The 19,546-nt window shown below is 64.7% G+C and carries 20 protein-coding genes and 1 pseudogene; 7 read left to right on the top strand and 14 right to left on the bottom strand.

What is annotated here, in order from left to right:
* Positions 1-187: 187 nt before the first annotated feature.
* Genes IU450_RS35505 through IU450_RS35475 form a run of 7 tightly spaced genes read right to left on the bottom strand, consistent with a single transcriptional unit; the run spans position 188 to position 7,330 of the window.
* The gene (locus tag IU450_RS35505) at positions 188-862 is read right to left on the bottom strand and encodes an MBL fold metallo-hydrolase (RefSeq protein ID WP_195154085.1); all 675 of its coding nucleotides are present in this window, start codon (positions 860-862) and stop codon (positions 188-190) included.
* Positions 863-893: 31 nt separating this feature from the next.
* A complete protein-coding gene (locus IU450_RS35500; RefSeq protein ID WP_195154084.1) occupies positions 894-1,991 on the bottom strand; it encodes an alcohol dehydrogenase catalytic domain-containing protein in 1,098 nt (365 codons plus the stop codon).
* Positions 1,988-2,986, bottom strand: coding sequence for a hypothetical protein (locus IU450_RS35495; protein ID WP_195154083.1), 999 nt, complete (start codon positions 2,984-2,986; stop codon positions 1,988-1,990). Before IU450_RS35495 ends, IU450_RS35500 begins: the two co-directional genes overlap by 4 nt.
* 20 nt (positions 2,987-3,006) lie before the next feature.
* Complete coding sequence (locus tag IU450_RS35490) at positions 3,007-3,978, bottom strand: TAXI family TRAP transporter solute-binding subunit (protein WP_195154082.1); 972 nt, start codon at positions 3,976-3,978, stop codon at positions 3,007-3,009.
* Complete coding sequence (locus IU450_RS35485) at positions 3,975-4,808, bottom strand: fumarylacetoacetate hydrolase family protein (RefSeq protein WP_195154081.1); 834 nt, start codon at positions 4,806-4,808, stop codon at positions 3,975-3,977. Before IU450_RS35485 ends, IU450_RS35490 begins: the two co-directional genes overlap by 4 nt.
* A gap of 1 nt (position 4,809) precedes the next feature.
* A complete protein-coding gene (locus IU450_RS35480) occupies positions 4,810-5,739 on the bottom strand; it encodes a VOC family protein (protein WP_195154080.1) in 930 nt (309 codons plus the stop codon).
* A complete protein-coding gene (locus IU450_RS35475; protein ID WP_195154079.1) occupies positions 5,732-7,330 on the bottom strand; it encodes a bifunctional 3-(3-hydroxy-phenyl)propionate/3-hydroxycinnamic acid hydroxylase in 1,599 nt (532 codons plus the stop codon). Before IU450_RS35475 ends, IU450_RS35480 begins: the two co-directional genes overlap by 8 nt.
* Before the next feature lie 353 nt (positions 7,331-7,683).
* Here IU450_RS35475 and IU450_RS35470 point away from each other — a divergent pair, with 353 nt between their 5' ends.
* Positions 7,684-8,304, top strand: coding sequence for a hypothetical protein (locus IU450_RS35470; RefSeq protein WP_195154078.1), 621 nt, complete (start codon positions 7,684-7,686; stop codon positions 8,302-8,304).
* A gap of 91 nt (positions 8,305-8,395) precedes the next feature.
* Here IU450_RS35470 and IU450_RS35465 read toward each other — a convergent pair whose 3' ends face one another.
* Complete coding sequence (locus IU450_RS35465) at positions 8,396-8,758, bottom strand: hypothetical protein (RefSeq protein WP_195154077.1); 363 nt, start codon at positions 8,756-8,758, stop codon at positions 8,396-8,398.
* Between the two features lie 30 nt (positions 8,759-8,788).
* On the opposite strand from IU450_RS35465, the gene IU450_RS35460 reads away from it, so the two are divergent.
* Complete coding sequence (locus IU450_RS35460) at positions 8,789-8,992, top strand: hypothetical protein (RefSeq protein WP_195154076.1); 204 nt, start codon at positions 8,789-8,791, stop codon at positions 8,990-8,992.
* A gap of 132 nt (positions 8,993-9,124) precedes the next feature.
* On the opposite strand, the gene IU450_RS35455 is transcribed toward IU450_RS35460, so the two are convergent.
* From IU450_RS35455 to IU450_RS35435, 5 genes and pseudogenes are all read right to left on the bottom strand, one after another.
* Entirely contained in the window at positions 9,125-10,051 is a 927-nt protein-coding gene (locus IU450_RS35455; RefSeq protein ID WP_195154075.1) for a VOC family protein, read from the bottom strand.
* Between the two features lie 8 nt (positions 10,052-10,059).
* Positions 10,060-10,932, bottom strand: a complete 873-nt coding sequence (locus tag IU450_RS35450) for a fumarylacetoacetate hydrolase family protein (RefSeq protein ID WP_195154074.1) — start codon at positions 10,930-10,932, stop codon at positions 10,060-10,062.
* Positions 10,933-10,965: 33 nt separating this feature from the next.
* Entirely contained in the window at positions 10,966-12,555 is a 1,590-nt protein-coding gene (locus IU450_RS35445) for a bifunctional 3-(3-hydroxy-phenyl)propionate/3-hydroxycinnamic acid hydroxylase (RefSeq protein ID WP_195154073.1), read from the bottom strand.
* 21 nt (positions 12,556-12,576) lie between these two features.
* Positions 12,577-12,750, bottom strand: coding sequence for an aldehyde dehydrogenase family protein (locus IU450_RS40330; protein WP_228835580.1), 174 nt, complete (start codon positions 12,748-12,750; stop codon positions 12,577-12,579).
* A 284-nt stretch (positions 12,751-13,034) separates the two neighbouring features.
* Positions 13,035-13,196: pseudogene (locus tag IU450_RS35435) on the bottom strand (NAD(P)-dependent alcohol dehydrogenase); the annotation flags it as partial.
* 103 nt (positions 13,197-13,299) lie between these two features.
* On the opposite strand from IU450_RS35435, the gene IU450_RS35430 reads away from it, so the two are divergent.
* Positions 13,300-13,755: a MarR family winged helix-turn-helix transcriptional regulator gene (locus tag IU450_RS35430; protein ID WP_195154072.1), complete on the top strand. Its 456-nt coding sequence runs from the start codon at positions 13,300-13,302 to the stop codon at positions 13,753-13,755.
* Here the strand turns inward: IU450_RS35430 and IU450_RS35425 are convergent.
* Positions 13,744-14,451: a class II aldolase/adducin family protein gene (locus IU450_RS35425; RefSeq protein ID WP_195154071.1), complete on the bottom strand. Its 708-nt coding sequence runs from the start codon at positions 14,449-14,451 to the stop codon at positions 13,744-13,746. The two genes, IU450_RS35430 and IU450_RS35425, sit on opposite strands and share 12 nt — an antisense overlap.
* Positions 14,452-14,587: 136 nt before the next feature.
* Here IU450_RS35425 and IU450_RS35420 point away from each other — a divergent pair, with 136 nt between their 5' ends.
* From IU450_RS35420 to IU450_RS35405, 4 genes are all read left to right on the top strand, one after another.
* Positions 14,588-15,376 (top strand): IclR family transcriptional regulator, encoded by a 789-nt coding sequence (locus IU450_RS35420; protein ID WP_195154070.1) that lies wholly within the window; start codon positions 14,588-14,590, stop codon positions 15,374-15,376.
* 10 nt (positions 15,377-15,386) lie between these two features.
* Entirely contained in the window at positions 15,387-15,533 is a 147-nt protein-coding gene (locus IU450_RS35415; RefSeq protein ID WP_195154069.1) for a hypothetical protein, read from the top strand.
* Between the two features lie 1,606 nt (positions 15,534-17,139).
* The gene (locus IU450_RS35410) at positions 17,140-18,324 is read left to right on the top strand and encodes an alpha-xenorhabdolysin family binary toxin subunit A (RefSeq protein ID WP_195154068.1); all 1,185 of its coding nucleotides are present in this window, start codon (positions 17,140-17,142) and stop codon (positions 18,322-18,324) included.
* 34 nt (positions 18,325-18,358) lie between these two features.
* Positions 18,359-19,540: an alpha-xenorhabdolysin family binary toxin subunit A gene (locus IU450_RS35405; RefSeq protein WP_195154067.1), complete on the top strand. Its 1,182-nt coding sequence runs from the start codon at positions 18,359-18,361 to the stop codon at positions 19,538-19,540.
* Positions 19,541-19,546: the final 6 nt, after the last annotated feature.

The raw sequence follows: 19,546 nt of genomic DNA, 5'->3' as shown, positions 1-19,546 counted from the left end.
CATGGAAGGTCGGCGGCCAAGCGAGGAGGGTCAACAACTCGCCGACGGCCGAGCCAGGCCCGAGCTTTCGTCACGCAGCCGCTGCCGCCGGGCGGGGACCGCAACACGGTCGCTAACTCGAGAGGGGCCTGGCTTCGGCTCGCGGCCGGCGTCGATGTTGGCGAGCCGACCGCAAGTCAGGGCACCGCTAGGGCGAGATCGGATGCGAGGTCGCGTGGTCGAGAACCCGTACTTCGGTGGTCTCGGGCGCGAGATTTTTCAGCAGCTGGCAATGCATGTTCTGATGTGCGGTCGCCAAACCGGCCTGGTGAATCGGCACTACGACGCGCGGAGCGATCGACCGCAGATAGTCGATACCCTCGCCGATCTTCATCCACGGCCCGCCGATCGGCAGCAACAGCACATCGACCGCGACAGGGATCTCGTCGAAAGCGTCACCCGGGTGGAAGACGGCGTCGTCGATCAGATAGCCGACGTTCTCCGATGTGGGCAACGCCGAATGGACGCAGGCGTGCTCACCACCGGTGACCACGATGTCATGGCCGAGCACCGATAGCTTCTGGCCGGGCTGCGCCACGTGCGCGGGCCGACGCATGTGTTCGGGATAGTCCGGGTTGTCCAGTACCGCGAGTGTGTCCTCGCCGACGATCAACTGGGCGGCAGGGTTGGCCGCCAGCAGCGCCGCGAGCCGGGGTACGTCGAGGTGGTCGGGGTGAGCGTGGGTGATCAGGATCAGGTCGAGGTCGGCCAAGTCCTCGAAATCCTGCGAATAAGTACCCGGATCGAACAGGATTCGCGTCGAGGCGGCCGCGCGCGGGATCTCCACGAGAACGCAGGCATGCCCGAAGTGGGTGATATTCATAGCTTTTCGCCTTCCGTAGGAGACTTGGTTTTCAGGGGTTGACCACGGTCATCCACATCGGCTCTTTGCGGTTCACCATCGCTTCGACCGCTGTGTCGGCATCGGATAGGGGGAAGCGCTGGGTGATCAGTTCGTCCACGTTCAGTGCGCCGGATCCGAGGAGGGCGAGGACCTGTTCGGCGTCGGACCGCGTGCAGGCGCGGGTGCCGACGAAGCGCCAGCAGTTCACCATCAATGCCAGGGGCGGCAGCGACAACGGCGTGGTGTTGCCACCCATGTGGGCGATGGTGCCGCCGGTGCGCAGGGCAGCCATCGCCTGGCTGGTGGCCGCGCCTGCCGGGATGTAGTCGGCGACGGCGTGCACACCGGCCGGGGCCAGCTCGCGCAGTCGGCGGGTGAGACCGCCGGTACTCTCCCAATCGGTCGGCAACTCATCCAGGGCGATGGAGTCGACCTCGACGTTGCCCGCCAGCGGCGTGACCGCGGCGAGCCGTTCGGCGGAGCGGCCGACCAGCAGCAACCGGGCGATGCCGAAATGCTCGGCCAGTTTGATCGTCGCGGTGCCCATCGTCCCGGTGGCGGCGGTGGTGACAACCGTCGAACCCAGCGGCAACTGCGCGCACTTCAAAATCCGCACGACATTTGCCAGATCGTGCACCTTGGCGGCCACGTCGAAGCTCACATTGCTCGGGAGCTGGTCGATCAGCCAGTGAGGTACTCGGACGTATTCGGCGAGGCCACCGTCGTGGTAGCGCTCATAGAGCGGCATCGGCACCGCGCCGAAGCCCGCGTGCCCGATCATCGCCTGTTGCGGGCACATCATGTCGCGGTCGGTGCGGCAGTAGTCGCAGCTGCGGCAGTTGAGGTTGGGGTGCACCCGTACTCGATCGCCGACCGTGATTTCGGTGACATGCTCGCCCACCGCGGCTACTGTGCCGGCCGCTTCGTGGCCCAGAGTCGTCGGAAGGTGTTTGAACGCGCCCATTTTCAGCAGGGCGATCATGCCAGGCGCCAGCCCGGCCGAGACGACCTTGACTACGACGTCGAGTGGTCCCGGCTGGGGAATCGGGATCTGTTCGAGGGTCAGGGTGTGCGCGCCTTGGGTGGCACGTGCGGCGAGCATGGTCATCGCGAGCTACTTTCCCCGGCGAGGGCGTCGAGGTATTCGGGTGTGCAGGGCTGTGCGGTGCGCGAGGTCTCGGCAACTTGGGGTAGTTCGCGATGGGAGAGCACGCTGAGGTAGGCGCCGTCTTCATGACCGACGCTGGTGTGGGCGATGCCGAGCGGGATTCGGACGAAGTCGCCCGGACCGAGTTCGATGATCCCGCGTTGGGTCACCAGTGTGCGTACACCGCTGATCTGGTACTGGATCTCGTCGGCGTCGAGGGTACGTTTGTAGCGCCGCACGTTGCCTTGCTCGGACGTGAACGTTTCTGTGCCTAATTTGAATTGGTCGGTCGCGAAGAGTGGATTCGACCCCGGGCCGACAGCGAATACCGACATCCGGTTGTGTTCGTCGTTGACGCGGTCGAGCAGCGCGTGCTCGTCGATGGGAAAAACGGTGATGTCGTGGCCCAGTGATCCCATGCACTGGGTGACGGCCTCGTTGAGCGGTCCTGGCTGCCATCCGGGAAACGGTGGCAGCGCTGCCGTCGATGTGCGCACGGCACTGCCTGTTTCGGTGACCGGTGCCGGAATGTAGAACAGCAGATGGCTTTCGGTGCGTCCGTAGTTGTCGTGGGCGACACCGCGGGGGATGCGGGAGAACTCGCCGGGTCGGTGTTCGATGGTGCCGAGCTCGGTCATCAGGGTACGTTCGCCGTCGATCTGGTAGGAGATCTCGTCGACATCGCAATTGCGGTGATAAAAGGGCTGGCGATTGTCCATCGTCTGCCACTCGATGCGGATCTGGTCGTTCTCGTAGACCCCGCGCGGTGGGGCGAACGGCTGTGCCTGGTATTGCTGGGGGAAGTGGACGACCGTCAGCGGCGGATGATCGCGCCACAGCTTTAAAGGCATCTTGCCCACGTGCGGTGGGGAGAGCAAGTTCCGTTCGTCGCGGTCGATGCTGCGCAGGGGAACTCCGGACGTCATGGTCACGATGTCTTCGATGACAACACTCATGAAAAGACCTCTTTGTCTCGTCAGGAAACGACTTCGGCGACAGGCAGTGCCTGGTAGTAGACCGCCGCGCCGGGGTGCAGCGGAATCGGGGTGATGCCCATGGTCGGTGGGTCGAGCGGGTAGGTGATAGGGCTGCGCTCGGGCGGTAGGTGCCGGTACTGCGCCTCGATGAGGTGGCGGGTCTCACCCAGAATCCACGCGACGGCATAGGCGAGGTCCTCGGCCATATCCGCGCGGGTCACGACCAGGAAATCGGAGAAGTCCAAGGTCTGGAACGCGCTGCGGCCGGGGAAGAATTCGTCGGCGACCGTGGCGGAGGGCCACCCGAAGTCCCGGTCGAATGAGGCGAGTACCTCGGGTTCGACTTCGAGGAAGCGGTAGTCGGCGCCGAACTGCTGCCAGTGCGGCAACATGACGGCTTCGTGCACGATCGCGTTGGCGCGGCCGGCAAGGACATGATCGAGTGATTCGAAGGGCCGTTCGTCGCCGAGGAACTGCCCGCCCCAGCCTTCGACATCGACGCCCGACCGGACCAGCAGTTCGTGTGCCGCCAGGCCCACGGCGTTGACCCCGTCGTTGACAGAGGTCGCCACTCGCAGCGCCGGTTTCAGCTCGCGCAGCTCGGCGAACGAGGTGACCCCGAGATCGCCGTGCACGGCAAAGACCAGTCGATCACGTTGGGGCACAACGCCGAGCGCGCGCAAATCGGGATAGTGCTCGTCACGGTAGGTGCCGCGGCCGTCGAGCGCGACAGCGGTGAACGCGGCAGGTGTGGTCAGTGCGATGTCGACTTCACCGCGCCCTACCGCACGCACGTTGTCGGAAAATCCGCGGCCGTTCCAGATGCCGACCCGAGTATGTGGGCCTGCCCGGTCGGTCAGTTCCTGAGAGATCCAGCCACAGACCCGGTGCAGATTGGCATTACCCCAATCACCTTGCAGTTGCAGTCGCAGCGATCGGTCGATCCGGGGTTCGGCGGGCCGAGTGCTCATGCCGGAACCGCCTCGCTGCGAACCAGGTTCCGGACCGATCCGACGCCGTCGATCTCGACACTGACCTGGTCACCGTCGCGCAGGAACAACTGCGGGTCGCGGCGATAGCCGACGCCCCCGGGGGTGCCGGTCAAGATCACGTCGCCGGAGGCGAGGGTGGTGAAGGTCGAGATCTCGGCGATGAGCCGGGGGATGGAGAAGATCAGCATCGACAGATCCGACTCCTGGACCTTTTCACCGTTGAGCACGGTGCGGATACCCGCCGTCGACAGGTCGACCTCGGCCGGCGTCACCAACGAGGGGCCCAGCGGCGTGCTCGCCTGCCAAGCCTTCCCCTGCATCCACTGGTGGGTCTTGTACTGGAAGTCACGCATGGTGATGTCGTTGGCCGTGCTGTACCCGAGAACATGCTCGGCTGCGTCGGCTTCGGCGATGCGACGGCCGGGCCTGCCGATGATGACCGCCAGTTCACCCTCGTAGTCCACCTGGGTCGACTCCGGCGGCAGCACGATGTCGTCGTAGGCACCGATGAGACTGTCGGCGAATTTGGGGAACAGCACCGGATAGGTCGGCAGTTCACGTTTGGTCTCGGTGACGTGCTCGCGATAGTTCAGCCCGACGCAGAACACCTTCGACGGGTTGGGCACCACCGGCAGCAGCCGGACCGCATCGATCTCGACTCGGCCACGCGTATCACGTTCGGCGTCGGCCAGCGCTTCCGAGGTGGTCTCGGAGCCGATCTCGGTGAGGCCGTCCAACGGGACCAGGGCCGAACCCTGCACTTCGCCGACGCGGCGTTCGCCGCGATATTCGTAGGTTACGTACGCCATATCAGTGTCCTTCGCTGGTCTTGCGCCAGGAGGCGAGCTGGCCGCCCCACAGGTTCACGGAATTGGGGATCGGCTTCCACCGGCGCGGCACATAGGTCACGCGGTCGTCGTGGAACTTCTCCATCTCGGCGGACAGTTCGATGTGGTTGCCCGCCGGGTCGTCGAAGAAGATGAACAGATTGTTGCCCGGGCCGTGGCGACCGGGACCCCAGCTGACATCGACGTTCTCGTCTGTCAGCCGGTCACACCACGCCTTGAAGTCCTCCCATTCGGCCAGGTCGAAGGAGTAGTGGTCGATGTCGCCGCCTGCACCGACGTTGACCACAGCCAGGGTGTGGTGGTCGCGGTCACTGCGCAGCCATGCGAATCGGCCGTCCTCGAGCTGATCGGAGATGCGGAATCCGACGGTGTCGACAAAGAATTCCACCATCGGCACCACATCGTCGGTGGCCAGGGTGATGTGCTGGTATTTGATCGGTCGGCGACCGGTGTCGGCGGCATTCTCGCCCTCGCGTGCCACCGCGGTGTGGAAGTGGACGGGTGTGCCGTGGGGGTCGGTGATCACGACGCCGGTGGCCTCGCCCAGTCCCGCGTCGAGATAGGTCGGGTCCAGTGGAGAGACGGTGTGCCCGGCGGCGGCCAGCCGCTTGGCGATGCCCTCGACGCCGTCGAGGTCGCGGACCTCGAAACCGTAGTGGTGCAGCCCCTTCTCGCCTTCGATGAGATCGATGACGTGATGTCCGGCGCCCCAGCCCAAGCGAAGTCCACCCTCAGGCAGCTGCTCGTGCACCTGCAATCCGAGCACCCGGCCGTAGAACGCTGCCGACGTCGCGACATCGGGCACGCGGAATCCGATGTGGGACACGGTGGTACGGGTCAGAGTGCCTGCTGCCTCGCGTTCCTGTAAGACGATCCGTTGTGGTTTATCCATGGCTCAAAGCCCTTTCTGTCCAGGTCGAGATGGCGGTCACCGTGTCGGTGGTCCGGGCGGGATGCCAGGCGGCCGCGACCACCCGGTCTGGTCGGAGAAGCACGAATTGATGGGAATAAGGTTCGAATTCGCGGGCGGCTGCCCCGTCGACATCGATCAGGACCCGACGTCGGGTCCGTGGGAGGTACTCCCCCAGCGCAAGCAGCGCCGTAGTCGTTCCGAGCTGACGGACTACCGGCTCGACCGCTGCCCAATCCTGCTCGTCGACGTCGACGCCGATCAGCGCCCAATCCATGCCGAGCACGTCGTCGAGCCGGGCGACACTGTGGTCGGCGGTGTCGAAGACCAGGGGTTGCCCCACCGCGACACCGACACCGGCATGTCGATCGGCGCCGAGGACCAAACCTTCGGTGAAGCGCTGCGAGGGTCGGTACCGCATCTCCTCGAGGTAGGCGCGGCCTTCCTCGGTACCCAGTGCTTGCTCGATCAATGCGTCGCGCCGGTCTGCGAATCGTGCCGATGTGGTCATCACGACACGCCCCATGCGCTCCGACATCCGCACCGTTGCCTGTACATGGGCAGCGCGTTCGCTCTGGTAGCTGGCCAGCACCGACGGGGCAAGTCTGCCGGCGAGCACGTCAGCGATCTTCCAGGTCAGGTTTGCCGCGTCACGAATGCCGGAGTTGAGTCCCTGTCCGGCGAAAGGCGGCATCATGTGCGCCGCGTCGCCGAGCAGGAAGGAACGCCCGACCATCCACTCGTCGGCGATGACCGCGTTGAACCGGTAGTTCACCGCGCGTTCGATCTGCGTCGGTGTCAAGTCACGATAGGGCGCGACCAACGCGCGGATCAGCTCGAATGACGGCGCCTCGGCGGGTGTCCCCTCACCGTCGAAGAGCCGGAATTCGTAACGGCAGCGGCCGTCTAGCCCGGGCACGATGACGTGCGGCCGGGCCGGATCTCCGTGATGCATCGCGAAGCGTTCGGTGTGCGGATCGTCGAGGGTGTCGGCGACCAACCACACATCAGGGTAACTACGCCCGGTCATCTCGATGCCCTGGCTGAGCCGGGTCACCGATCGACCGCCGTCACAGCCGAGGACGTAGGCAGCGTCGAGGGTCACCGGGCCGCTGTCGGAGCGAGCGTGGACTCGCACCGAGTCGGCCAGCTGGTCGAATCCGGTCACTTCGACACCGAATCGCAACGACACATTGGGCATCTGTGCCAGCGCTTTGACCAATACGCGCTCGAGATCGGGTTGAGCAAAGGGGTTTTTGAACGGGTACCCCAAACGGAACGGTCGAGGACCGCGCGCTTGAAACAGCGGCATCCCGTGGCGGTCGTAGTAGCGAGTGCCCGTGCCCGGAACCACGATCGGCAGCACCTGCTCGACGATGCCCGCGCGCTGGTACACCCGCAGAGACTCGTCGTCGATGCTGATCGCCTTGGGCTCGTCGCTGGTCGATTGATTCTGTTCGACCACGACCACGTCGACGCCCCGTGCGGCGAGCAGGGCCGCAGCCGTCAGACCGACCGGACCGGCACCGCAGATCACCACCTCGGTTTCGTCTGGCGACTTCACCGGCGCCATCACCTCACCTTCTCCCGCTGTCGGACGAACTCGATGGCCAACCCTATGCATGGTGTCCTGCATTACAAAAGATCGGTCCTGTAAAACAGGACACTTCTGGCCTGGTCCGCTTGTGCGCGAGCCACCTCACACTGGCGATAACACTCTAACATTATAGCTATAGTGTTAGACTTAAATGGTGTCTCGAGTCCCCCTGGCCACGCGCCCCCGATGTCGGTGCTGAGCTACTTCCGCCACCCCAAGAACTGGCTGATTCCCAGCGTCGTCCTCACCACCGCCTTGTTCGTCCACCGTGATCTTCACCGGTAGCGTCGCCAACCCGACGGCCGATCTGCACCACGCACCGATCGGGCGTGGTCAAACTGGACAAAGGCGTCCCCGACGGCCCGATGAACATCGGCGAGCAAGTGGTGGCTGGCATCGTGATCCAGCCACAGCAGCCGAGTGAGGCGGTGCGTTGGCAGCAATTCGACTCCGTCGAAGCAGCCACCACGGCGATCGCGGACAACCAGCTGTTCGCGGCGATCATCCTTCCCGAGGACTACTCCGCCAAGCTCGTCTATGCCCTGCTCCTGATGATGGTCGGTTTCCTCGGCGCCACTGTGGTCAACGGCCTCGTCGATGCCAAACTGGGCTTCGGCCCGACCGAGATGGGACCCAAGCGGCGCATGTTGCCGCCGCGCCGGATCACCCGCGTAGGCACCTACTCGGCCAAATGCCTCACCTTGGCGGTCGCTTCGGTACCGGCAGCGACCGCGGTTCTGGCCGCGAGCGTGTTCGTGGTCGATCTGGATCTGCCGCACTGCGGGCTGCTGTGGCTGTTCAGCCTGCTCGCGATCAACGCGATCGGGGCGGGCACGCTCGCTGTGGTCACCTCGTTGGGCCCGATCGGCATCGTGGTGAGCATGGTCTTTTTCATCGGCTGGTCGATCCCAGCGGCGGGCGGCCCGCCCTCCACGACCCCAGCTTCTTGACCCGTCGCCGAGCCCGTCACTTCGAAGGGCTCGGCGACGTATATCAGCGGCGGACACAGGTCAACGGCGACCACGCGATGGCCGGGCCCAGCTACCTGTCCGTCGTGGCAGCAGTGTTCGCCTCGCCTCGCGCAGGATTCATCGCGTTCACCGTCCCTGCGGTCGCGGCATCAGCCACTGTCGCGCTGCTGCCGCGGACTCTCACCGCGAGGGCGACCCCGATGACCGCGGCCACCGACCTGGTCAGCCCGCCGCAGTCGAGCAGGTCGCGGAGTCGTTCACCCCGCGCGACCAAGCGGTCCTCGGCGCGTTCAGCCAGCGCGTCGGTATCGGTGGCGCGGTGGCCGCCCGGCGAAGAGCACGCCGACCTGATACCTGCCCGTCCGAGTTGCCGGGCGGGCAGGTCAGGGAGAGTCGATGCCGCCTCCGGCCCCTGTTCGAGGAGGTCCCGCACTCGGCCCGCACTCCCTCGGACAGCGAGCGGATGGCGGAATTGGCCGGTCGGCCCTGCGCAATCCTCGCCCGCCTGAACGACACCCCCGACCTCTACCTCGAAACCCGGTCGCCCAATGGCGACGGGCTGCTGATCGAACGCGCGATCAACGGTATCGAGTTGCCCGACCACGCAGAGGTACCGGGCTCCGCGGTCCCGGTCGGACCGCCGACCACCTCGTCGGCAAAGCCGTAGGGGTCACATCGACATGTCGCGACGGACGCCGTGTCAGTAGGCCAGCCGCTCGTCATGTGTTGGACGCGCGTCCGGTCCCGCATCGCTGACCATGGCTCAGATCCATTGGCAATGGCCCAGATTCACTGGATGTCACCCTCGGGTGGAGTGCGCGCCGCTCATCAGTGCGGCCAGGTCGTCAGGTTCCAGGAACGACGGTGGGGGCGGTGGACCCCAGGCGTACAGGCCTTGCAAACCTTCGAGTACCGCAGGGCTCCAGAGCTCGTCCTCGGGCACTGTGTCCATATCGGAGTAGTACTCCGAGAAGTTGCCCGCCGGGTCCTTGAGATACCAGAAGAAGTTGGCGCCGGCGAAATGGCGGCCCAGACCCCAGATGTGACGTTCGGGATGGCCTTCGAGCATCGACTGCGCGCCCCGGCCCACCTCGTCGATGTCGTCGACCTGCCAACTCGTGTGATGCATGAAGTTGACCGGCGCGGCCAGCACCAGCACATTGTGGTGCTCGACCGAGCAACGCAAGAACGCGGCTTTGTCGCCCATGTAGTCGCTGACCTTGAAACCCAGTCCGTCGACGAAAAAGCGCATGGTCGTGGCGAGGTCGGTGCTCCCCAGCACCGCGTGCCCGAGCTTCCGGGGCCGGACCGGCTCGGTTCGCGACAGAAACGGTGCCCGGCCCCACCGGTCGATGCGGCCGGGGCCGTTGTACGGTGTCGGCGCTACGGCTGGCTCGGTGATGATTCGCGGTCGCACCAGCACGCGCACCACGGTGCCGGTGACCGGTTCGACGGCACGCACCGACAGCGGATTGCTGTCGCTCGAGACCCCGATCGCAGCGAGCTTGCCGGCCACCGAGGCGATGTCATCGCTGTCGTCGGCGGCGACGGTGAGGTCGAGCAGCTTACGCAGCGGTGCGTGTACTACCTCGAGTTGTTCACCGCCGTCGCGGGTTGCGAATCGTCCCTCACCGAGATGATCGAGCCCGAAATCGGTGTAGTAGCTGATGGTGTCGGCAGGGTTGGGGACTCCGATGGTGACTTTGCCCAGTCCGTGCAGTGCCATGTCGGCTCCTACCGCGTCGCGACGAAGGTTTGCTGCAATGCACCGATTCCTTCGATCCAGGAATCGAGACGTTCACCAGGCTGCAGAAACCGTTTCGGCTCGCGGCCGACACCAACTCCGGCCGGTGTGCCGGTGAAGATCACATCGCCGGGGAACAACGTGACCGTCTGTGACAAGGCAGCGATCAGGGACGGGATCGGGAAGATCAGGTCCCTGGTGCGGCCCTTCTGCACTTCTTCACCATCGATGGAGCACCCGAGCTCGAGATCGTCGGGATCGGCGAACTCATCCGGTGTCACCAGCCACGGACCTTGGGGCGAGAACCCGGGAAAGGACTTGGCAAGCCCGAACTGCGGAGCCGGACCGCGCAACTGGGAAGTCCGCTCGGAGATATCCTGACCGACAGTCAACCCTGCTACCGCAGCCCACACCTGCGACGGCTCGACGCACCGCAGTGTCTGTCCGATGACCACCACGAGTTCGACTTCCCAGTCCACACTTCCCTCTTCGGGGATGGTCACCGTGGTGTCGGGGCCGCTGAAGCTGGAAACGTATTTGGTGAAGACCGGCGGCAGATGCTCGGGCGCATCGAATCCGGATTCCGCCGCGTGTGCCCGGTAGTTCAGTCCGACCGCGAAGACCTGCCGCGGGGCAGGTGATGGTGCGCCCAACTCGGAGCGGTCCAGCGCGACCGAGTGGCCGTCGATCTCTTCGGATGTCAGAGCAGCCGCCCATTCCCGCACGGTGTCCCAGTTGGCATACAGCTCAGCGAAGTCGCCACTGAACCGACCACCCGACGCCGCGGCGATCTCCACGGTGCGCTCCTGGCCCCGCTCGCCGTGGACAAGGGCTCCGCGGCCCCGCAAGTTCGCAATACGCATGACAGTTGTTCTCCTCTGTGTGATGTTTGTGCGTCAGGAGACGCTGGTCGTCAGGCAGGCGATGTAGTCGGCCGCCAGGGTTGCGGCCCCCTCGATGGCCTCGGCCGTGCCGAACACGTAGTGGTCAGGCCTGATCAAAACGGCGGCAATGGAATTGTCAGCCAGCCATGCCGTCCAGACTCCGTCGCAATCGCGCAGGTCGGGGTTGCCGCTGGCTGCCAGTGATAGTGCGGTCACCTCTGCCGTGGCCAGCGAAGCGCGCAGTGGCTCGTCGAGCAGGTCGGCGGCTGGTCGTTCTGCGGCGAGGATCAACAGCGCGCCGTAGCCGGTGGCAGCATCCAGCAGGACCGCGGCGTCGTCGACAGCGACGGGGAACTGTGGGGTCATCGTCCCCGAGAGTTCCCCGCTCGCTCGTACCGCTCCCGCCCCGAGCACGGGACGAGCCGTGACGGGTAATACCACTGCGGGATCGGCGTTTCCGGCGATCATGCGGGCGTCGCGCTGCGCCGCCTGTTCCGGATCGAGCACGCAGATCACTTTTCCGAGCTCCACCGACATCGCGATCGCGTGCTGCAGATGCACGCTTCGTTCACTGGTGTAGGTGTCGAGCAGATCCGGCGGCGATACCCGGCGCAGGACTCGATCCAGTTTCCACGCCAAGTTGGCTGCGTCGCGCAGCCCCGAGCACATGCCTTGGCCGGCAAACGGTGGCATCTGGTGGGCTGCATCGCCGGCGATCATCATTCGTCCGTTGCGCCAGCGATCGGCCCAGCGGGCGGCGAAGGTGTAGATCGCGTGCCGTTCCAGTCGAGTGTTGGCCGGAGTCCGGCCCCACGAAGACAACAGCTCCCAGGCCCGATCGACGGTGCCGAGTTCGGCGGGATCCTCGCCGGGTAACCGCATGAATTCCCAGCGGCGCCGACCCTGCCCACCGGAAACTATCGTGGTCGGGCGTGCCGGATCGCACAGTTGCCAGTTCTGCGGCGACCAGACGATGTCGTCGGTCGGGATCGTGTCAACGATCAGCCAATCGAAGAAGAAGCCCTGATCGTGCATTGTCGCGCCCATACGCTTGCGCACCAAACTATTGGCTCCGTCGCAGCCGACGACATAGCGAGCAGTCAGTGTCCGGGAGATGGTCGACCTGGGCACGGGATGTTCCGAGGCCGGCACGGTGTCGGCGACACCGACGACGACCCGGCCGGGATGCTCGTCGACGGTGAGGACCTCAGCGCCCCGAATCAGCGTGACGTTGGGCATAGTCTCGACAGCGTCGGCCAGTACCTGTTCGAGTTGCGGCTGAGAGAAGAAGTTGGCTGTGGGCCAGCCGTTGGGCCCGATGCCCGACCAGTCGATGCGTAGCAGCGCCTCGCCGTTTGCGTTTCGCCATTCGTAATGGTCGGGAACTGGGTCCGAGATGGCCTGGACCTGTTGGGTCAGGTCCATTGATCCGAATACCCGGCCGATCTCGTCATCGAAATGCACTGCGCGTGGCAGCGGATATGGCTGCGGCCAGCGTTCCACGATGACGACATCATGGCCGCGGAGCGCGAGCATTCGCGCGGTGGCCAGCCCGACCGGTCCCGCGCCGACGATCACCACGTCGTGATCTGGATTGAGCATTGATCCTCGCTTGAACGGTTCTCAGTTGCCCTGGTGGACAATGTGCTTGATCTCTTGGAACTCCTCGATCGCTCGGTGGCCGTTGAGCCTGCCGACACCGCTGTGCTTGAAGCCGCCTTCCTCCATCTGGTCGTGGATGACGCCCCAGGTATTGGTCCACACGGTGCCCGCGTCGATCCGGCGTCCGACCCGCATCGGGCGATCGACATCCCGAGTCCAGATCGAGGCGGCCCAGCCCGTATCGGGTGGCGTTGGCGCGCTCGATCGCGTCGAGCTCGGTATCGAAGATCTCGAAAGTCGCTACGGGCCCGAAGATCCCCGGCGCCAGCTGCGCGGCCCGGCCGCTGTCGGTCAGGGCGAGGGCGGCGTTGTATCGCAGCTTGGGGATGGTGCCGTCGACCTCCATGGCGGCATCGGCAAGCTTCCACTGCTTCGACCACACCGGCGCCCTCGTGTCCGAGAACGGCGGGCAGGGGCGTCGGCAGCCGGCCCGCCAGGACCGACAGATCGGTGTGACAGACCCCGGTGGCGACCAGGCGGAGCAGCACCTCACCGGGACCGGGGTCCTCGACGAGGACGGTCTCCCGGCAGAAATTGTCCGCTGCTGCACGGGCGACAGCGGCAATGGAATCTATCGGCATGAACGCCACGCTACGATGGTGTCCTGCATAACAAAAGTAGCATCCTGTAACGCAGGACACATCAAAGAGGAGGAATGATCTACCACTAGAGGTAAACTGGGGTGTGCCTCCCGCTGACCACGGCGACCTGCCGGCCGAGATCACCCGAACGAGCTGGACGCTGCATCGAGCACTCCGACAGAGTCAGGGAACGCCCCGCGGTGAAAATCCACGACCGCTCGCCCAGGTAGAGGTCCTCAAACTGGTCGATAGCCGCCCCGGCATCACCGTCCGCGAGATCGCCGAGGCACTGCGCATGCAGGCCAATAATGTCAGCACACTGGTCTCGAACCTGACCAAGGACGGATTCCTCGACCGCCGCGCCGACCCTGCGGACGGCCGGGTGATTCAACTCCATCCCACCGCCAAGATGCGAGCCGCGAGCACCGAACTCGCCGATCGTCTCGACGCCGGGGTCTCCGATGCGCTGGCGACGCTGAGCGAGCAGTCCCGCGCCCGCATCGCGGCGGCACTGCCGGACCTGCGCGCGCTCGCCGAAGCGCTCGGCTCACAGCCCTGAATCCGGCCGCCCCGCCTTGCTCCGCCTGATCAGGTATCGCCATCCAGCATCGAGTTGAGCATGGTTCCAGACCTGCTCGCGTTTGAACTCCGTCTCCGCTTGGTCGGACCACGCCGCCGGACCACCCGCCGACACGGCGAGAAGCTGTGTCCGGCAGGCGCGTTCGAGCAGCACGGCGTACATGACGGCGGTACCGATGTCGGAACCCACCGTCACCGCGCCGTGGTTGGGTATCAGGATCGCGTTGGCACCGGACAGCCCGCGAGCAAGTGCGCGCCCCAACTCCGTCGTCGCGATCAGCGCCCCGGTTTCCTCGAATCGGGGCACCTGCGGGCACGCGAAGGGCACCGCGTCGTGCGAAATCGGCAACAGCTCACACCCCAAAGAAGCGAAGGCCGCAAGTGCGGGTGCGTGCGTGTGCACCACCGCGCCGACATCTGACCGGGCAGCCATGATCTCGGTATGGATCGGGAACTCCAGATGCCGCCGCCCCGCCCCCGCCAGCACCTCACCGGTCGGCGAGACCAGGACGACCGTATCGAGATCGATCTCCTCGAACCCCCACCCGGATGCCTTCATCCACACCCCGTCACCGCCTGGGTCACGCACCGAGGCATGCCCCCAGACCATGTCGCCGAGCCCCGCGGCGGCCAACGCGTGACTGGCTTGGACCACCGCGTACCTAGGGTCTTCCATGGGCCTCCTTCGACCATGCCGAGCGTATGGGAGATCTATCGCTGCTGCTACACAACCCACCGTAGGTTCGACATCCTACATAGCGGCACATGCATCCTGCTTTACAGGACACCATTCGGGTGACTAGCGTGTGTACATGACCGAACGAAACGCCGCACCGAGCACCTACCGGGAACGCAATTCCACGGCCGATCGCGCGCTCGACATCCTGCTCCTGTTCTCGGCCGAAAAGCCGGTATGGACTGGCGCCGAAGTCGCCGCCGGACTCGGCGTCGCCCGCTCGACCGGCTATCGGTACCTGCAGAGCCTGTCCAGCAATGGGTTCGTAGAGGAAACCCCCGGCGGATTTCGCCTCGGGCCCAGGATCTTTCAACTCGCTCGCCTCGCCCGTGCCGGCCTCGGGCTATCCGAGGCCGCGTTGCCGGTGATGCGGACGCTGGCCGCACACGTCGACGAAACGGTGCTACTGACCCGCCGCTCCGGTCGCTCGGTGGTCTGCCTCGATCTCGTCGAAGCCCAGCACGCGGTTCGACTCTCCTATGAGCGCGGCCAGGTCCTGCCGATCAACGCGGGCGCGGCGGCCGAAGTCCTGCTGGCCTGGGCCGACCCCGACGAGGTCACCTCGGTACTGGAACAAGCCCCGCTCGAACGTTTTACCGCCAAGACTCTCACCGACCCCGCAGCATTGCGCACACGATTGTCTCGCATCCGCGAAGCCGGAATCGCGGTGTCGCAGGGCGAACTCGACCCCCACATCCTCGGCGTGGCCGCACCAGTACGAAATTCCGCCGGTTCGGTCTGCGCCGCGGTCAGCGTCGCCGCCCTCGCCGCCCGCGTGCCCCGCACCCGGCTCCGCGATGTCCAGTCGGCAGTGAAAGACGCGGCCGCGGCGATCTCACGCCAGCTCGAACTTCGCGACTCTTGAATATCAGGACGTGGTTACCGATATCGAGGAAGGAATTTCTACGGTGGGCGGAATTAGTCACCCCTTCGAAGAGGAGACCTGGATGATCGCGCTGCATGACTTCGACCCGAGAACCCGGTTGATCGGTCCCGCCGCGACGGAGGTTCGCGTCGCATGAAAGCCGAACCCACCCTCGAACAGATCCGGGACACGATCGCCGAGCTGCTGCGTACAGAGGAGCTCACAACCCTGGCCACGATCGCTGCCGACGGCTTCCCGTCGGCAGCGGCCTTGCGCATCGCCCATTGCCTACATTCACACATTCCAGTACAACCGCAAGCACGCCTATCTGCAGGCCAATCCGAACGTCAGCTACGTCGTAGCGATTTGCCGGATGACGGATACGCCGGGCGCCGCCTGACCCGCTCGTTGCAAATGCGGGGCCGCGCCACGCTGGTCACCGATGCCGACGAGATCCAGCACGCCGTGCAATTGAGCCTCGCCCAGTTCCCCTGGCTCGCCGACTCATCGATGTACAACAACGTCAAGTTGCCCGACCACGGGAAGCGAATCCGGACCTCGCCGAGCTGCTGCCCGGGTTCCTGGCGGCCGCCGACTGGACTCGGGACGCCGCCGCGGTGGTCATCTTGCCGCCGTGACCTTTCCCGCTGGACTTCGACATCGCGAACTCCTTTCCCATCACAGGCCCCTCAAGACCCTCGGCTGGAAGACACCCGCCGAAGCCTTCACCGAACAGCTTGGTCGTACGCAGCCATGCCTCGACGCGGATGAGCGGTTCATTGCGTGTAGGCAGGGGACCCCGCCTGCACCAGGAGCACCCGCACGAGTCGGCCGTGCCGCGGTGCGGCAATCCATCCCTAGGGTCAGCTCCGCGCCGTGGTGGGCGAGTGCCTGCAGCACCGCGTGGGGCTGCCGTTGCAGCCAACGCGGCGTCGACTCCGCTGGCTCGATACAGGGCAGCTCACCGATCAGGCCGGACAGCGCGGGCGAGGCTCGGATGCCGCACCGCGCCGACGAACTTTCGATACCCGACGATTCCCGCCAGCTGCGGCTTCATCCAGCGCGCCGCGGCCCCCGCTATGACGGTGCGGGGCGATCGAACGGGCTGTCGGCCTTGGCGGCACACCGCTGATGATTAGCCGCCGCATGTGCTGCCCGTTGGTGGTGCATCTGCACTTGCATCGCACTCCTTGGGGCATGAAACCTGCCGGGGGAAGCATCTCGGCAGCCGTACAGGGATAGGTTTCGTCAATCTTGTCGGTGAAAGAAACGAATTATTCGAAAGTTTCCGCAGAGTAGACCGCGAGTTGGGTATCGAAGCAAGTTCGGACCGGGAAACGGTAGCTGATTTGTTAGTACTGATCATGCGAAATATGTGCAGTTTCGACGCATACTGAACTCATCCGCAATCAGAGATTCAGGGGGTGCGGAGACATCCCAGCGAGATCTTCGACCGGATACGAAGTAACGCGAATCGCATTTCTCCTTCAGTACGTGGCACGGGGCGAATCGGCAGACCATTCGCGTACCGACGCACCCGCACATAGCGGTGCTGAGATTTGCGACTGACAAACCTGGTGAGGCTACGAAAGCCTAGACCCTGCTCGTCTCCGAATCAGTGCTGTCGGCCGAAAGGAGCTGTTCATCTGCTGTCTGGTGTGTATTTGCCGCTATCTCGATAGCAGCAGTGCGACTGAGGCCCCCAGCGCGACAGCGCTTCCCCTGTGCGATCCGGCCGTTTTCCGACAATAAGGAGGTCCCTGATGACTCGCTTGGATATCGGCCCCCGAGAGTTGTCCGAGCCCGGCGAGCAGGGCGGGCCGGGTTTCCTGCTCAGCCGGGCTGAGTGGATCAAGATCCAGGTCTTCGTCCAGGACGCGCTCGTCCTTCCGACGACGCAGACCGAGTTCCGGAACTCCTTGGGCCCGGGCGCGCCCAGTGACCTGTCCGACTTCACCAAGCTGATCAATGTCTATCGGCTGATCAATGATGACGGCAAGAATTGGCGTGACTCGATCTATCCCAAGACGATCAGCCTGGCAAGCAACATTCTCCAGTACGGCAGGGATAAGGTCCCGGTCTACTACCCGCCCATCAAGGACCTGGCGCAACGGCTGACGAACAATCCGAACGATCAGCAGGCCAAGAATGACTTGAAGTCGATTCTCAAGACGTTGCGGGGCGAGGCCGACAAGCAGGTGCAGTGGGCGCGCTTGGTCTCGGCAACGACCTTCCAGTTCGCGTATGACATCGAGACCGACAAAACGACGTTGGCGGGGACGGATGGCAATGGTGGCCTGGTTGCGTACTACGACAAGAAATACGGTCAAGCAAGCCAGGCCGTCGCCGAGGTCACGAAGCAGATCGCCGACGAGAAGACTGTACTGAAGGCGGCGAACGACGAGTACAACCACGATGTGGTGGTGGCTTCGACAACGCCGGCCTACGCGTGGCTGGGATTGCCCGGGTTCATCGCCGGAGCAGTCGTGGCCGGTGAATACGGCGCTCGTGCTGTCGAGGCCCTGAAACGAGTGAATGCCGCCAAGGCACAAATCAACAAGCTGGAAGCCGAGTTGGCCGCCGACGCGAATCTGATGAACGCCGCTCGCTCCGCTCAGCAGAGCTCCTCAACGATCACGCAGGACATCACAGCAGCCCTCCCGGTGATCCAGAAGGTCGAGGGCATCTGGGGGGCTTTGTTCGACGACCTCGGGTACATCCTCGACTTGATCGACCACAACATCGCGCAGGTCCCACCGATCATCATGGACCTGGGCGTCGACGCGGCCATCGCCAAGTGGGCCGCCGTGGCCAAGGAGGCCGACAACTTCCTCACGAACGCCCACGTCAGCGAGCAATCCTACGGTTCGGAGCAGTGGACCGTGGAGGGATGGCGGCTGGCGACCCTCATCACGCCGAACCGCGTCCTCACAGGCGCCGTCCGGTGACTGTCACTGCATCCACCTGGAAGGAGATTCTCCGATGACCGAGTTGAATATCGGGCCCCGGGAACTGGCAGAACCGGGCGAGCAGGGCGGGCCGGCGTTTACCTTGAGCCGGGCCGAGTGGATCAGAATCCAGGCCTACGTTCAGGAGGCCCTTGTCCTCCCGACAACCGAGGCTCAGTTCCGGAACAACTTGGGTTCGGGCGCGCCGAGTGACCTGTCGGACTTCACCAAGCTGATCGATGCCTACCAGGAGATCAACAAGCACGGCACGACGTGGCGCGAGACGATCTATCCTGCCACGATCAGCCTGGCCAGCGACATCAACGATTACGGTTCGAACAAAGCGCCCATCTATTACCCGCCCATCAAGGACCTGGCGCAACGGCTGACGGACAACCCGAACGACCAGCAGGCGAAAGACAAGCTCAAAGCGATTCTGGACGTGTTGAAGAAAGACGCCGACACGCGGGTGCAGAAAGCGACCGCAGTCACCGCACAAATCCATCAGTTCGCGAAGGACACCGAAACGGACAAGACGACGATGGTGGGGACCGGCGGTGACGGTGGCCTCGTTGCGTACTACAACGAGAAGTACGGTGAATCCAGCAAGGATGTCGCTGATGTCACGAAGCAGATCGCCGATGCGAAGGCCGTGCTGAAGGCGGCGAACGACGAGTACAACCACGATGTCGTGGTGGCCGCGACAACGCCGACGTACGCGTGGCTGGGACTGCCCGGCTTCATCGCCGCATCAGTCGTGGCCGGCGTCTACGGCAGTCGCGCCATCGAGGCCCTCCACAGGATCAACGCCGCCAAGGAACTGATCAATTCGCTGGAGGCCAAGTACGCCGCCTACGCGAACCTGATGCACGCCGTCGAATCCGCTAAGGACAGCTCCACGACGATCGGGCAGGACCTCACCGCGGTGCTCCCGGTAATCCAGAAGATCGAAGGCGTGTGGGGGGCCATCTCCGACGACCTCGAGACGATCCGGACGATGATCGACACGAACATCGAGCAGGTCCCGCCGATCATCATGGATATGGGCGTCGACGCGGCCATCCGTAAGTGGGCCGCCGTGGCCAACGAGGCCGACAGCTATCGCATGAACGCCTACGTCACCGAACAGCAGCGCACCAGTTTGGATCAGTGGACGGTGGAGGCATGGCGGCTGGACACCCTCCTCACGCCGAACTGCGTCCTCGCGGGCGTGTAGGACCGC

Source organism: Nocardia abscessus, assembly GCF_015477775.1.
Taxonomy (GTDB): Bacteria; Actinomycetota; Actinomycetes; order Mycobacteriales; family Mycobacteriaceae; genus Nocardia; species Nocardia abscessus_A.
Note: the sequence above shows the minus strand (reverse complement) of the source record. Positions and strands in the feature narration are given on the sequence as shown.